The organism is Cytobacillus sp. FSL W8-0315 (genome assembly GCF_038002905.1).
GTDB lineage: Bacteria > Bacillota > Bacilli > Bacillales > Cytobacillaceae > Cytobacillus > Cytobacillus pseudoceanisediminis.
Window position 1 is genome coordinate 2,055,077 of the sequence record NZ_JBBOOC010000001.1, and the last position, 14,531, is coordinate 2,069,607.

The window sequence follows — 14,531 nt, forward strand, 5'->3', positions numbered from 1 at the left end:
TTTCTCTTTTGTATACTAAAATAGGTATATGGAGAATTTAGAATTTTATTATAATTTTCTTGCGGCATTGTTTCTTATAAGAAACGGGTCCGCTGCCGCATGAGGGGAGGGAACGCTGTCAGCTACAAGGACAGCAAATTTATGTCATTAAAGAAAATGATTGAAGAAAAATTCCCGCAGCAGACAAATGAAGATTGGGAACAAAGTGCGGAAAGAACTCTTAAAGGGAAATCCTTAGAAACATTATCACGAAATACATATGAAAACATAAAATTGAAACCGCTTTATTCCAGAGAAGACCTGGAAACAGGTGCATTATCACAGTATCCGGGCTTAGAAGATTTTAGAAGAGGTTCCTATGCAGCCGGATACCTGTCTGAAGAATGGAAGGTTGCACAGAAAATTAGTGCTTCCTCTTCCGAAGAGCTGTCAGATAAACTTCTTGCTGCCATCAAGACAGGGCAGACAGCTCTTGCGTTTGAGCCTGAACAGTTAAAAAATCCAGAGAAGATAAGCCTGTCTGTAGGCGAACTTTATGAAAGGTACCCTTTCAGTGTGGATGCCGGACGAAATCAGCATGTATTAATAGCAGGACTTGGAAAAGTAAAAGAAAGAGAAAAAGTCTCCGGATATGTTGCCGCAGATCCACTTGCTATTGCTGCTGCCGATACATTGAACGACCGCTCAATCGATGAACTATACGAAGCTTTGAATAAAACGATGAGTAATGCAGAAGAAAATCTGCCAAGCCTGAAAACAATCATGGTGAATTCAGCGGTTTATCATAATAGCGGTGCAAATGCCGTCCAGGAACTTGCATTTTCTCTTGCAGCAGGAGTAAATCACCTGCAATATCTTCTTGATAAAGGCAAAGGCCTTGAACAAATATTATCTAAAATGGTCTTTAAGTTTGCTGTTGGCTCAAACTTTTTTATGGAAATTGCCAAGCTGCGTGCTGCAAGAGTATTATGGGGCAAAGTGGCGGAAGCATTCGGAGCTGGGGGTGACAGTAAAAAAATGGTCATTTCAGCAGAGACGTCCTTCTTTACAAAGTCTGCCTATGATTCCTATGTAAATATGCTGAGAGCGGGGAATGAAGCGTTCGCAGCAGTATTGGGAGGAATACAATACCTTCATGTCAGTCCATATAATGATCTGGAAAGAGCCAAATCTCCTTTTTCAGAACGGATTGCCCGCAATACTCAGTTGATTTTAAGGGAAGAGGCGCATTTACTAAAGGTCTCTGATCCAGCAGGCGGCTCCTGGTATATTGAGCATCTGACAAATGAACTGATTTCCAAATCATGGGGACTTTTCCTTGAGATAGAAGAGCTGGGAGGAATGAAGGATGCCCTTCAAACAGGATGGGTTCATGATCAGATTACCCAAATTCTTGAAAAGAAGAAGAAAGATGTTCATACAAGAAAACAAAGTATCATCGGAACGAATATATATGCAAATCTTGATGAAAAGCCGCTTCAGACAGAATTGGAAACCGTCCAGAACAGCAGGAGTGATCTCAAGATTATCCAGCAGGTTCGTCTTTCTGAGTCCTTCGAGGGTTTGCGGAATTTATCTGAAAGATTAAAAGGAAAGGGCATTCGTCCAGAAGCAGGTCTTATCTGTCTGGGAGCATTGAAAGACCATAAGGCGCGTGCTGATTTTATTTCAGGCTTCCTGGCTCCTGGCGGGGTTGAGGCAGTTAAAAGCGGTTCGGTATATAATCCTGAAGATGCTGAAGCATTTATTCAAAAAACAAATTGCAGGCATTATTTTATTTGCGGATCAAATGAACTATACGATAGCATAGCTGTACCTTTAATTAAACAATTGAAAGAAACTTTCCCGTCAGCTGAAATCTATTTAGCCGGCCTTCCCGAAGAGAGGAAAAAGGATGAATATCAGAACGCTGGCATCGGCGGATACATTCATGTAAAAAGCGATTGCTATGAAACTCTCTTAAATATGCTGAACGAGATGGAGGCGGCAAGCAATGGCCAATAAACCTGATTTTAAAAGCCTGGATATTCTTGAAGTAAAACAATCAGCCAAAGATGACTGGAAAAGAAAAGCAGAGGAAGAAATCGATTCATCCATTGATCAACTTCTCTTTGAAACAAATGAGCAAATAAATGTAAAGCCTCTGTACACAAATGAAGATCTTAGAGACATGGAGCACCTAAACGATAAGCCTGGACTGCCCCCTTATACAAGAGGGCCATATTCAACCATGTATGTGAACAGGCCATGGACTGTCCGGCAGTATGCCGGTTTTTCTACTGCAGAGGAAAGTAATGCCTTTTACCGGCGCAACCTTGCAATGGGTCAAAAAGGCTTATCAGTCGCTTTCGATCTGGCTACTCATAGAGGCTATGATTCAGATCATCCAAGAGTCGAGGGAGATGTCGGGAAAGCTGGCGTAGCCATTGATTCCATCCTGGATATGAAGATGCTGTTTGATGGGATACCTTTAGATCAAATGTCTGTATCCATGACGATGAATGGAGCGGTATTGCCTGTCATGGCTTTTTATATTGTTACAGCGGAAGAGCAGGGAGTAATCCAGGAGAAACTTTCTGGAACGATCCAGAATGATATCCTAAAAGAATATATGGTGCGCAACACATATATATATCCTCCGGAAATGTCCATGAAGATCATTGCCGATATTTTTGAATATACTTCAAAATACATGCCTAAGTTCAATAGCATCAGTATTTCTGGCTATCATATGCAGGAAGCGGGGGCTCCTGCTGATATTGAACTTGCCTATACGCTGGCTGATGGTCTCGAATATGTAAGAACCGGCCTTAAAGCTGGAATCGATATCGACTCCTTTGCGCCAAGGCTCTCGTTTTTCTGGGCAATCGGCATGAATTACTTCATGGAAGTGGCAAAAATGCGCGCAGCCCGCTTCATTTGGGCAAAAATGATGAAGACCTTCGAGCCGGATAATCCCAAATCAATGGCGCTTAGAACGCATTCGCAAACTTCCGGCTGGAGCTTAACAGAGCAGGATCCGTTTAATAATGTAACAAGGACTCTCATTGAGGCGCATGCAGCTTCAATGGGCCATACACAATCCCTTCATACTAATGCGCTGGATGAAGCCATTGCATTGCCGACAGACTTTTCTGCCCGTATAGCCAGAAATACGCAGCTGTACCTTCAGGAAGAGACAGGGATCACGAATGTAATTGATCCATGGGGCGGCTCTTATTATGTTGAAGCTTTAACAGATCAGTTAATTAAGCGAGCCTGGGAGCATATTAAAGAAATCGAAAATCTTGGCGGAATGGCCAAAGCGATTGAGACAGGCTTGCCAAAAATGAGAATCGAAGAAGCGGCAGCCAGAAGGCAGGCACAAATTGATTCCGGAAAAGAAACCATTATTGGTGTGAATAAATACCGGCTGGAAAAAGAAGAGCCGATTGATATTCTTGACATTGACAACACGGCTGTCCGATTAAAGCAAATCGAGAAGCTGGAGCAGCTAAAGGCTTCCCGCGACAATGAGAAAGTTGCTGAAGCTTTGGCGGCTATTACAAAAGCTGCAGATACAGGGGAAGGCAATCTTCTTGAGCTAGCAGTAAATGCAGCCAGGGTTCGAGCCACTCTCGGGGAAATTTCTGAAGCGATTGAAAAAGTTGCCAACCGCCATAAAGCAATTATCCGTTCTATCAGCGGCGTGTACAGTTCTGCTTTTTCCAACGAAGAAGAAATTGCAGAAGTAAAGCAGATGACAGATGAATTTCTTGAAAATGAGGGAAGGAGACCGCGGATTCTGATTGCCAAGATGGGGCAGGATGGACATGACAGGGGAGCAAAAGTGATTTCAACAGCCTTTGCCGATCTCGGTTTTGATGTGGATATCGGCCCTCTTTTCCAGACACCGGAAGAAACAGCCATGCAGGCTGTAGAAAATGACGTTCATGTCATTGGGATCAGCTCACTTGCTGCCGGTCATAAGACTCTTCTGCCGCAGCTCGTTGCTGAACTGAAAAAATTGGATAGGGGAGATATTATTGTCGTAATTGGCGGGGTTATCCCTGCGCAGGATTATCAGTATTTATATGAGCATGGAGCATCTGCCATTTTTGGACCGGGCACAGTCATTCCAGTGGCAGCCCAAAAAGTCATCAGGGAGATCTACAGCCGTCTCGGGTATGAGGAAGTGACCCAGTAAATGACTGAGGATAAGAAACCGGAATGGTTTGATGAAGAAAAGGCAGATAATTTTACAAGCATTGTGCGCGGTGGTGTGGATACAGGCGAGCCGGAGCTGAAATTTGAGAAAAAAGGCAGGTTTCAAAAAAAATCTGCCTCCCTCCCTGATCTAAACGTTCTTGAAGAAGGCATTTTGAATGGCAGCAGAGGTCTGCTTGCCAGAGCGATCACTCTGATTGAAAGTAACGCTGAACATCATTTTCTCCATGCACAGGAAATCCTGCACAAACTTTTGCCCCATTCAGGACAATCGCTTAGGATTGGGATAACAGGAGTGCCGGGAGCAGGAAAGAGCACGTTCATTGAATCTTTTGGGACATACTTATGTGATTTAGGGTTAAAAGTAGCGGTGCTTGCGGTCGATCCGAGCTCCAGCTTGAGCGGCGGCAGCATCCTTGGCGATAAAACAAGGATGGAGCAGCTTTCCAGAAATCCCCGGGCATTCATAAGACCTTCACCTTCTGCAGGAAAATTGGGTGGAGTTCACCGGAAAACGAGAGAGACCATGCTGCTGTGTGAAGCGGCAGGCTTTGATGTTATTCTGGTAGAAACAGTTGGTGTGGGACAAAGTGAAGTCATTGTCAGGGACATGGTGGACTTTTTTATGCTATTAACGCTGACAGGGGCTGGCGATGAATTGCAGGGAATGAAAAAAGGCATTATGGAACTGGCTGATGCGGTAATTGTCAACAAAGCCGATGGAAGCAACAAAAAATTAGCGGAGAAAACAAAAGCAGAGTATAACCGTATACTTCACTTTCTCCAGCCTGCTACAAAGGGATGGCAAACCAGAGCCTACACCTGCTCTTCTGTTTTGAAAGAGGGCATCCCTGAGATATGGAAAGTGATCAAAACGTTCGAAGATACTGCAAAATCTTCAGGTGTATTTGAGGAAAGAAGAAGACTCCAGACAAAACAATGGATCCATTCCATGATCCTGGATCAGCTTCAATTCAGCTTTTTTTATCATCCTGCCATTAAGCCGCTCCTTCCGAAAATCGAAAATGAGGTTATCTCAGGAAACAGGACGGTTACATCTGCAGTGGAAGAATTGTTTAATGTCTATTCGAAATGAAGCTGTCCTTCAACAGGGCAGCTTTTCCTGAAAAAAAATGGCCAGTGCCTTGTGGGCACTGGCGAATCTAGGGAGTTTAGGGGTATGGATCTAGCTGTAGTTTTATCTTTCCCCCATAACCCAGATGCTAAACTTTTTTATTCAAAAAAATGACTTGATTGTAAATTTTGTTCTTGTATTGGTATTATGTATATAGTGAAAAAGATTAATCAGCATAAGGAGCGATGATCTATGAATATGGATTTCAATTTATTTATGAATGATGTTGTAAGGCAGGCACGCCAGGAAATCGTGCATGCCGGCTATACAGAATTAACTACACCGGAGGAAGTGGATGAAGCCCTTAATAAAAAAGGCACCACACTTGTAATGGTGAACTCAGTCTGCGGATGTGCAGGCGGAATTGCCCGCCCTGCGGCCATGCATTCCCTGCATTATGATAAGCGCCCTGACCATTTGGTGACTGTATTTGCCGGCCAGGACAAAGAAGCAACCGAAAAAGCAAGATCTTATTTTACCGGCTATCCGCCATCATCACCATCTTTTGCTCTTCTTAAAGACGGAGAATTATGCACGATGATCGAGCGCCATGAAATTGAAGGCCATGAGCCAATGGCTGTTGTTCAAAAACTGCAGGATACCTTTGAGAAATATTGCGAAGAGCTTTAAACAGGAAAAGCGGAAGCGCCTTGCTCGCGAAGGAACGCCACTTCCTCCCAAAAGCTGCCGCTTTCGGTCGTGCGATGTAAAGCTGTCGAAGTATTCCTTTTGGAACTAGATAGTTTTCGACGTTCAAAGTTTTCTTTTTTATTTCACCAGGAAAAGTCCCGAATTACGGGACTTTTTTTATGTCCATTTATCTGAATAATTAAACTTCTAATAAATATTTAAAAATCTTATTGCATAAATATAAAAATCTGTTAAAATTCATTTTAGTGAATATTTATTAATAGTTATGCAGAGATTATTCATATTTTATAGGGGGAAACTAAAATGAAAAAAGTCATCATGTTTGCTTTAAGCATACTTTTAGTTGGCGTATTAGCTGCATGCGGCACAAGTGAAGAAGCCAGCACTGGAAGCGGCTCAGGGGAAAACTCAGATAAAAAAGTATTAACTATGGGTACATCAGCTGATTATCCGCCATTTGAATATGTAGATTCCGCAAAAGGGGAAGAAATCATCGGTTTTGATGTGGATTTGGCCAAAGCGATCGCTGAAAAATTGGGTTATGAGATACAAGTGAAGGATATGGACTTTAACGGACTGATTCCTGCATTGGAAACTAACCAGGTCGATTTTGTTCTTTCGGGGATGACACCTACTGAAGAGCGCAAGCAAAACGTTGATTTCAGTGATGTATATTATACAGCGAGTCATATGATCGTTTCGAAAAAAGGAAGCGGAATTGAGTCATTGGAAGATTTGAACGGCAAAACTTTAGGTGTGCAGCTTGCCTCTATTCAGGCTGATAAAGCAGAAGAAATTGGTGAGACAGTTGATATGAAAGTAGAAAACCGCAACCGCATCCCTGAATTGATTCAGGAAATTATGGCAGACCGTTTTGATGCTGCCATGATTGAAGATATTGTTGCAAAAGGATACTTTGAAAAAAATGAAGATCTTGCCGGTTTTACGATCGAAGAAGCTGAAGCGGAGGCAGGTTCTGCCATGGCTTTTCCAAAAGGCAGCGAATTAACTGAGAAATTTAATGCAGAGCTTGTGAAGATGAAAGAAAACGGTGAATTGGAAGACCTGATCGTAAAATGGTTTGATAACAAATAATTCCGCTGGGAATTGGCGTCCAAGGCATATTTTCCTTTGGACGCTTTATTCTTCTTGGAAACTAGTAAACTATTTATAGAGAGAGGATGGAAAGATAGTGAATCTGGATTTTCAGCAGTTCGTTCCCTCCCTTCCATATATACTTAAAGGCATTGGCGTTACGCTACAAATAGTTTCTATGGCAGGCATATTGGGTTTTGTATTAGGCATTATTCTATCATTCTTTAAAATCAGCAGATTTAAAATTCTTGGGTGGATAGCAGATGCCTATACCTCCGTTTTTAGAGGAACACCTCTTGTTCTTCAGCTGATGCTCATTTATTATGGATCGCCCCAGCTGATCGGGTATAAAATTGATCCGTCAACAGCTGCCGTCCTGTCATTTGGACTAAACTCAGCTGCCTATATTTCGGAGATTATCCGGGCAGGCATCCTGGCTGTTGATAAGGGCCAAAGTGAAGCGGCCATGGCTTTAGGTGTCCCATATAGGCCGGCCATGATGGATATTATTCTCCCGCAGGCGATGAAAAACATTTTGCCTGCTTTGATGAACGAGTTTATTACCCTTACAAAAGAATCTGCAATCGTAACAGTTATTGGGGTAACAGACGTGATGCGCCGGGCTTACATCGTGGGAGGCGAAAAGTTTTCCTACTTTGAACCAATACTGATTGCCGGGCTTATCTATTACATTATGGTAATGATCCTGACTGTGCTTGGAAAAGGGATTGAAAGGAGAATGAGACGCAGTGATTAAAGTGGAAAATTTGCATAAACATTTCGGTAAACTTGAAGTTCTTAAAGGAATTTCAACCAGTATTCAAGATGGCGAAGTAGTAGCTATTATTGGTCCATCCGGTTCCGGCAAGTCAACATTGCTGCGCTGCATCAATCTCCTGGAAGTGCCTGCAGATGGCAGGATCATGATTAACGGGCAGGACATTACGGATAAGGGCACAAACATTATGAAAGTGCGCCAAGATGTGGGAATGGTTTTTCAGCATTTTCATTTATTTCCGCACAAAACGGTTCTTCAAAACCTGACCTATGCACCAATGAAGGTTAAGGGAGTTTCGAAATCGGAAGCTGAGAAAACAGGGCTCGAGCTTTTGGAGAAGGTCGGATTATCGGCCAAAGCCTACGAATATCCAAATCGGTTATCCGGAGGACAGAAGCAAAGGGTTGCGATATCCAGAGCTCTTGCTATGAAACCTGATGTCATGCTGTTTGATGAGCCCACATCCGCTCTTGACCCGGAAATGGTGAAAGAAGTACTGGACGTTATGAAAAATTTAGCCCATACAGGCATGACAATGGCGATTGTTACCCATGAAATGGGATTTGCCCGTGAAGTGGCAGACAGGGTGCTTTTCCTGGATGGCGGCGTGCTTGTAGAGGATTCTTCACCTAAAGAATTTTTTTCTAATCCTAAGAGTGAACGTGCAAGGGATTTCTTGCAAAAAATGCTATAATCGATATATGCTATGGGAGAAGATGGTCAAAAGGATCATCTTCTCTTTCACTTTTCTTAAAACAAACAGCCTTCTTTAAATTTAGGTGCGGGCAAATGAATATAGGAGTTTGACTATATGAAATACAGAATTGGCTACCGGACAATCAAGACTGCCGTGGGAACTTCCATTAGCATCATGATTGCACAGATGCTGCAGCTTGACAATTTTGTCTCTGCAGGAATATTGACTATTTTATGCATAAAAGTAACGAAGAAAAAATCTCTGCGAGCTTCATGGGACCGTTTTTTTGCCTGCTTAATGGCAATGGTGTTTTCTTCCTTGTTCTTTGAGGGGATTGCCTATCATCCGCTTGTAATAGGACTGCTGCTTTTGTTTTTTATTCCCGCAGCTGTCATGTTAAGGGCCAGCGATGGTATTGTGACAAGCTCCGTTATTATTCTGCATATTTATTCAGCAGGGGAAGTTTCAAAGGAACTCCTGCTGAATGAGCTGGGCATTATTACTGTCGGAATTGGTGTGGCGCTCATCGCAAACCTCTATATGCCAAGTCTGGAATCGAAGCTTAAGGAGTATAGGCTCGAGATAGAAGATAACTTTAAGATTATCTTTGATGAAATCGTGAAGTATTTGCGTACACATGAAAGCAGCTGGGATGGCAGAGAAATCACTGAAACGATGGAATTAATCGATAAGGCTAAAACATTGGCCTTCAGAGATGTCGAAAACCACTTCCGAAGGAATGATAACTTATATTATCACTATTTTAAAATGAGGGAAAAGCAATTCGAGATTATTGAGCGTGTTCTTCCAAGCGTAACGTCCCTAGCCCTGCCTGTTGAACAGGGGGAGATGATTGCTGATTTTATTGAGGAGCTATCGGACCACATTCATCCAGGGAATACGGCCATTCAATTTCTGGATAAATTATACAGAATGAGAGTTTCCTTTGAAAATATGGAGCTCCCCAAGACAAGAGAGGAATTTGAGGCACGGGCTGCGCTGCTTCACTTTGTAAAAGAAATGGAACAGTATTTAATTATAAAAAGCTCTTTTAAAGGATTAAAGGATAGGGAAATGAATCAAGACCGGACAGCAGAAGCAAACTAAGGAAAAGGAATTGGAGCGTGAATGATCATGCTGAAGTTTGCTGCAGCGGCCATCATGTTTTTTTCATTTTCCCCAATCTGGCCATTGGGACCCAACCCGCTGCCCGGAGATCCATTTTTAATTGTCAATAAACAGACAAATGAAGTCGCGTTTATTCATGATCATAAAGTACAAAGTGTAATCACAGCTGCAACCGGGAAAACCGATGATCTTACACCTGAAGGGATGTTCACTGTCACTGTTAAGGCAGCTAATCCTTATTACAGGAAAAAGGATATTAAGGGCGGTGACCCACGTAATCCACTCGGGACTAGATGGATTGGATTTGACGCAGAGGATACAGATGGAAGGATTTATGGCATTCACGGTACGAACGACCCTGCATCCATCGGCAGGTACGTCTCAAATGGATGCATTAGATTGCAGAATGAAGCAGTCGAGTCGTTATATGAATCTGTACCGGTTGGTACGAAAATTTTAGTTGTCAGCTCCCCAAAAAATTTTGATGAACTTGGAAGAGAGTACGGGGCAATAAAAAAATGATCCTTTGAAATAATAATTAGCTGCATCTGAATGGATGCAGTTTTTTTATGCATTGCAGAGCGTTTAAGAAGTAAAATAAAATGGTATGCATGTTAGGTAAATTGAGAATATGCTGAATAAAAAATAGAACATAAGAAAAATTCATGCCAGAAAAAAAGCTGCCCGGAATTGCCCTCCGCAGCAGCTGAAAAAGTCTACATAATTTCTGTTATAAAAACATCGACATCCCCATAATGAGGGTAGATGCGAGCATTGCAAATATCATTAAATAAACAATCACTTTTGTCATTTTCTTATTTGACATTCTATTCCTCCTCGTTCCAATTCTTACTATTATTTTACTAAGAATCTTCAAATTGAACAACCGCTCAATTTTTAAAAGGATTTTCGACATTTTTAACGAATATTTAAATAATAGACCCAAAATATGCCCGCATTCTGCGGGAAATTGATAAATTCCGACATCCATGAGGAGGAAAACATATGATCAAGAAGGTGGACCATATAGGTATCGCTGTCAGGTCTCTTGATGAAGCGCTTCCATTTTATATTGAAGTGCTTCAGCTTGAATTTCTCGGAATTGAGGAAGTGGACAGCCAAGGAGTAAAGGTTGCTTTTATTAAAGCAGGGGAAACGAAACTTGAGCTGCTTGAGCCGACAAGTGAAGAAAGTCCAATTGCCAAGTTTATAGAGAAGCGAGGCGAAGGTCTTCATCATGTAGCATTAGGTGTTGACAGTATACAGGAACGCATTAATCAAATGAAGGAACAGGGCATCAGGATGCTGCAGAATGAACCGAAGATTGGTGCTGGCGGTGCCCAGGTAGCCTTTATGCACCCGAAATCAACAGGTGGCATATTATATGAATTTTGTGAAAAGAAAGGATTGAAATAAAGCATGGCAGACATCTATGAGAAAATAAATGAGTTATACGACCGCCGCAGGGAAGTCGAACTTGGCGGAGGGGATGAGCGTATACAAAAACAGCATGAAAAAGGGAAGCTGACTGCCCGTGAACGAATCGATTTATTAGTTGACCCGGGCACATTCGTTGAGCTGAATCCATTTATTGAGCACCGCAGCACGGATTTTGGATTGGAAAACCAAAAAGGCCCTGGCGATGGTGTTGTAACTGGCTATGGTAAAGTCAACGGACGTCCTATCTTCTTATTTTCCCAGGACTTTACTGTTTTTGGCGGCGCCCTGGGGGAAATGCATGCAAAAAAAATTGCTAATGTAATGGATTTGGCAGCTGAAAATGGGGCTCCATTTGTAGGCTTGAATGATTCCGGCGGTGCCAGAATTCAGGAAGGTGTTGTTTCCCTTGATGGGTACGGCCATATTTTCTACCGGAATTCCATTTATTCAGGAGTGATTCCGCAGATCTCTGTCATTATGGGGCCATGTGCAGGCGGAGCGGTTTATTCTCCAGCGATCACGGATTTTGTCTTCATGGTGGAAAAGACGAGCCAGATGTTCATAACTGGCCCAAAAGTAATCGAAACGGTTACTGGGGAAAAAATTTCACCGGAGGATTTGGGCGGTGCCCGTGTGCATAACACAATCAGCGGAAACGCACACTTTAGAGGCGAGTCCGAAGAGGAAGTTATTGAGCAGGTACGAAGTCTGTTAAGCTACCTTCCGCAGAATAATGAGGAAAAACCGCCAATGTCAGAACGGGATGAGGACGATGATTACCGTCCGGATCTCACAGACGCCATTCCTTTTGATGCCCTTCGTCCATATGACGTCCGAAAAGTCATTGAACAGGTAGTGGATAAAGATACTTTTATGGAGGTACAGCGTGACTTTGCTAAAAATATTGTAGTCGGGCTTGCCCGAATCAAGGGTGAGACGGTGGGACTTGTCTGCAATCAGCCGAAGGTAATGGCAGGAGGCCTTGATATTGATTCTTCCGATAAGGCTTCAAGGTTTATCCGGTTCTGTGATTCCTTTAATATTCCCCTTATTACATTTGAGGACGTTACAGGCTTTTTCCCAGGTGTTAAACAGGAGCATGGCGGGATCATACGGCATGGCGCAAAGATTCTTTATGCTTACTCAGAAGCAACAGTGCCAAAGCTTACTGTAATTTTAAGAAAAGCATTCGGAGGAGCCTACGTTGCCCTGAACAGTAAATCTATTGGCGCAGATCTTGTATTTGCATGGCCGAATGCGGAAGTAGCTGTAATGGGTCCTCAAGGTGCAGCCAACATTATTTTTGCAAGGGAAATCCAGAATAGTGAAGATCCTGAGGCTACCAGGGCACAAAAAATCGAGGAGTACAGAGAAAAGTTCGCCAATCCATATGTGGCAGCAAGCCGAGGCATGGTGGATGATGTCATCGATCCGCGAGAAACCAGAATCAAGATCATTCAGGCGCTTGAAATGCTGCGAAATAAAAAAGAAAGCAGGCCTCATAAAAAGCATGGAAATATCCCGCTATAATGGATTCCTGATTTGCTGTGCCAAAATATTGGAGTTATACTTGCTTAGTAAGCTTAAATTTGGAGGTTTGTACATAAATGATTAATGAGGAACGGTTATTAAACGAATTTCTGGAACTGGTGCAAATTGATTCTGAAACAAAGTATGAAGCTCAAATTGCAAAAGTGCTGAAGAAAAAATTCAGGGATCTTGGGGTTGAGGTATATGAAGACGATACAACTGCACAGACCGGACACGGTGCAGGCAACCTCATCTGCACTCTTCAGGGAACCAAAGAAGGAACAGATATAATCTATTTCACTTCCCACATGGATACGGTTGTTCCTGGAAAAGGTATTAAACCTTCCATCAAGGACGGCTATGTTGTAACCGATGGAACAACGATCCTGGGTGCCGACGACAAAGCAGGACTTGCCGTTATGCTTGAAGTTGTTAAAGTCCTGAAAGAGCAGAATATTGCTCATGGAACTATCCAGTTCATTATCACAGTTGGGGAAGAATCCGGACTGGTCGGAGCGAAGGTACTCGACCCTTCACTTGTTAAAGCGAAGTTTGGCTACGCACTGGACAGTGACGGCAAAGTCGGAAATATTATCGTTGCCGCCCCGACACAAGCGAAAGTTAAGGCTGCTATTCTAGGGAAAACAGCACATGCCGGTGTAGCCCCTGAGAAAGGCATTTCGGCTATCACTATGGCAGCGAAAGCGATCTCAAGAATGCCTCTGGGCCGCATTGATGAAGAAACAACGGCTAACATTGGCCGTTTTGAAGGCGGACAGCAGACGAATATCGTGTGTGACCATGTTGATATTTTAGCAGAAGCACGTTCATTAATTCCTGAAAAGATGGAACAGCAGGTTGCTAAAATGAAAGAAGCTTTTGAAAGTGCTGCTGAAGAAATGGGGGGCAAAGCTGAAGTGGATGTTCAGGTTATGTACCCTGGCTTTAAATTTGGCGAAGGCGACCATGTCGTTGAAGTGGCCCGAAAAGCGGCTGAAAAGATTGGCCGAAGCTCCGAGCTTCTTCACAGTGGCGGCGGAAGTGATGCGAACGTTATTGCCGGTTTAGGCATACCAACAGTCAACCTTGCTGTTGGCTACGAAGAAATTCATACAACCAATGAGCGCATGCCTATTGAAGAATTAAATAAACTGGCTGAAATGGTCATTGCCATTATCGAAGAAGTCTAAAGTCTAAGCTTAAAGAAAGGGAACCCGAAGCGGTTCTCTTTTTTATATCACTTAATTCTATTAGATCCTCTCTAGTTAGAAAATAATGCCTATGGTATATTAGTTCTATACATAAGAGTTTCCGGGGAGGAAATGGAATGACTGAAAATAATAAAGCTGTCGTTTTCCGGGCAGGAAATGAGGAATATGCCACACCCATTCCCTTTGTTATATCCATTGAGAAAATGGAAGGCATAACACCGATCCCTCATTTGCCCAGTTATGTAAGAGGAATTGTCAAAGTCAGAGGAGAGCTAATTCCTGTTGTTGATTTTGAAGAAATTCTTTACAGCCGGGCACTGTCCGATAGCGGTTCGGCAAGGATGATCGTGCTGCAGACAGAAGAGCTATCATTTGCAGTGCTGGTGACTGAAGCCAAGGAAATTTTAGATATTCCAGCAGACTGCCTGAAACAGCCAGGTTTGATTGCCTATCAAAAAACCAATTATTTTACAGGGGTAGCCAATATCGATCATAGGCTGATTACTATAATCGACCCTGCAAATCTGGTGGAATCTCTGGAAGGAATAAGGGAAATAAAAGAGTATATGAAAACACAGAAAACAACAGCATAGCGGGCGAATTCAAAAACAGAGGAGCAAGATTCTCTGTTTTTGCTTTTATAATCCTCATAATAAAAGA

The 14,531-nt window shown here is 42.7% G+C and carries 14 protein-coding genes; 13 read left to right on the forward strand and 1 reads right to left on the reverse strand.

What is annotated here, in order from left to right:
* The first annotated feature begins 141 nt into the window (after positions 1-141).
* The 9 genes from MKY20_RS10415 (at position 142) to MKY20_RS10455 (ending at position 10,212) form a co-directional block, all read left to right on the forward strand.
* Positions 142-2,004, forward strand: a complete 1,863-nt coding sequence (locus MKY20_RS10415) for a methylmalonyl-CoA mutase subunit beta (protein WP_251175088.1) — start codon at positions 142-144, stop codon at positions 2,002-2,004.
* Entirely contained in the window at positions 1,994-4,186 is a 2,193-nt protein-coding gene (gene scpA, locus MKY20_RS10420) for a methylmalonyl-CoA mutase (RefSeq protein WP_251175089.1), read from the forward strand. Before MKY20_RS10415 ends, scpA begins: the two co-directional genes overlap by 11 nt.
* Complete coding sequence (gene meaB, locus MKY20_RS10425; RefSeq protein ID WP_251175090.1) at positions 4,187-5,302, forward strand: methylmalonyl Co-A mutase-associated GTPase MeaB; 1,116 nt, start codon at positions 4,187-4,189, stop codon at positions 5,300-5,302.
* 231 nt (positions 5,303-5,533) lie between these two features.
* Positions 5,534-5,971 carry a BrxA/BrxB family bacilliredoxin gene (locus MKY20_RS10430; protein WP_009332872.1) on the forward strand — a complete coding sequence of 146 codons (438 nt, stop codon included), beginning with the start codon at positions 5,534-5,536 and terminating at the stop codon, positions 5,969-5,971.
* Between the two features lie 324 nt (positions 5,972-6,295).
* Positions 6,296-7,087 (forward strand): transporter substrate-binding domain-containing protein, encoded by a 792-nt coding sequence (locus MKY20_RS10435; RefSeq protein ID WP_009332871.1) that lies wholly within the window; start codon positions 6,296-6,298, stop codon positions 7,085-7,087.
* 97 nt (positions 7,088-7,184) lie between these two features.
* Complete coding sequence (locus MKY20_RS10440) at positions 7,185-7,844, forward strand: amino acid ABC transporter permease (protein WP_009332870.1); 660 nt, start codon at positions 7,185-7,187, stop codon at positions 7,842-7,844.
* Positions 7,837-8,559, forward strand: a complete 723-nt coding sequence (locus MKY20_RS10445; protein ID WP_251175091.1) for an amino acid ABC transporter ATP-binding protein — start codon at positions 7,837-7,839, stop codon at positions 8,557-8,559. Before MKY20_RS10440 ends, MKY20_RS10445 begins: the two co-directional genes overlap by 8 nt.
* Before the next feature lie 117 nt (positions 8,560-8,676).
* Entirely contained in the window at positions 8,677-9,669 is a 993-nt protein-coding gene (locus MKY20_RS10450) for an aromatic acid exporter family protein (protein ID WP_217026205.1), read from the forward strand.
* Positions 9,670-9,690: 21 nt separating this feature from the next.
* Entirely contained in the window at positions 9,691-10,212 is a 522-nt protein-coding gene (locus MKY20_RS10455) for a L,D-transpeptidase (protein ID WP_009332867.1), read from the forward strand.
* A 208-nt stretch (positions 10,213-10,420) separates the two neighbouring features.
* On the opposite strand, the gene prli42 is transcribed toward MKY20_RS10455, so the two are convergent.
* Positions 10,421-10,516, reverse strand: coding sequence for a stressosome-associated protein Prli42 (prli42, locus tag MKY20_RS10460; RefSeq protein ID WP_019380208.1), 96 nt, complete (start codon positions 10,514-10,516; stop codon positions 10,421-10,423).
* A 179-nt stretch (positions 10,517-10,695) separates the two neighbouring features.
* Here prli42 and mce point away from each other — a divergent pair, with 179 nt between their 5' ends.
* The 4 genes from mce to MKY20_RS10480 all read left to right on the forward strand — a co-directional run bounded on the left by mce (position 10,696) and on the right by MKY20_RS10480 (position 14,464).
* Positions 10,696-11,106 (forward strand): methylmalonyl-CoA epimerase, encoded by a 411-nt coding sequence (gene mce / locus MKY20_RS10465; protein WP_009332866.1) that lies wholly within the window; start codon positions 10,696-10,698, stop codon positions 11,104-11,106.
* Positions 11,107-11,109: 3 nt separating this feature from the next.
* Positions 11,110-12,660: an acyl-CoA carboxylase subunit beta gene (locus MKY20_RS10470; RefSeq protein ID WP_009332865.1), complete on the forward strand. Its 1,551-nt coding sequence runs from the start codon at positions 11,110-11,112 to the stop codon at positions 12,658-12,660.
* A gap of 77 nt (positions 12,661-12,737) precedes the next feature.
* The gene (locus tag MKY20_RS10475) at positions 12,738-13,850 is read left to right on the forward strand and encodes a tripeptidase T (protein ID WP_009332864.1); all 1,113 of its coding nucleotides are present in this window, start codon (positions 12,738-12,740) and stop codon (positions 13,848-13,850) included.
* 137 nt (positions 13,851-13,987) lie between these two features.
* A complete protein-coding gene (locus MKY20_RS10480; protein WP_009332863.1) occupies positions 13,988-14,464 on the forward strand; it encodes a chemotaxis protein CheW in 477 nt (158 codons plus the stop codon).
* Positions 14,465-14,531 lie beyond the last annotated feature (67 nt).

What these genes read in the sequence shown, in the direction of transcription:
- MKY20_RS10415 (WP_251175088.1), top strand. Translation starts at nt 142, where the DNA reads ATGTCATTAAAGAAAATGATTGAAGAAAAATTCCCGCAGCAGACAAAT.
- scpA (WP_251175089.1), top strand. Translation starts at nt 1,994, where the DNA reads ATGGCCAATAAACCTGATTTTAAAAGCCTGGATATTCTTGAAGTAAAA.
- meaB (WP_251175090.1), top strand. Translation starts at nt 4,187, where the DNA reads ATGACTGAGGATAAGAAACCGGAATGGTTTGATGAAGAAAAGGCAGAT.
- MKY20_RS10430 (WP_009332872.1), top strand. Translation starts at nt 5,534, where the DNA reads ATGAATATGGATTTCAATTTATTTATGAATGATGTTGTAAGGCAGGCA.
- MKY20_RS10435 (WP_009332871.1), top strand. Translation starts at nt 6,296, where the DNA reads ATGAAAAAAGTCATCATGTTTGCTTTAAGCATACTTTTAGTTGGCGTA.
- MKY20_RS10450 (WP_217026205.1), top strand. Translation starts at nt 8,677, where the DNA reads ATGAAATACAGAATTGGCTACCGGACAATCAAGACTGCCGTGGGAACT.
- MKY20_RS10455 (WP_009332867.1), top strand. Translation starts at nt 9,691, where the DNA reads ATGATCATGCTGAAGTTTGCTGCAGCGGCCATCATGTTTTTTTCATTT.
- prli42 (WP_019380208.1), bottom strand. Translation starts at nt 10,516, where the DNA reads ATGTCAAATAAGAAAATGACAAAAGTGATTGTTTATTTAATGATATTT.
- mce (WP_009332866.1), top strand. Translation starts at nt 10,696, where the DNA reads ATGATCAAGAAGGTGGACCATATAGGTATCGCTGTCAGGTCTCTTGAT.
- MKY20_RS10470 (WP_009332865.1), top strand. Translation starts at nt 11,110, where the DNA reads ATGGCAGACATCTATGAGAAAATAAATGAGTTATACGACCGCCGCAGG.
- MKY20_RS10475 (WP_009332864.1), top strand. Translation starts at nt 12,738, where the DNA reads ATGATTAATGAGGAACGGTTATTAAACGAATTTCTGGAACTGGTGCAA.
- MKY20_RS10480 (WP_009332863.1), top strand. Translation starts at nt 13,988, where the DNA reads ATGACTGAAAATAATAAAGCTGTCGTTTTCCGGGCAGGAAATGAGGAA.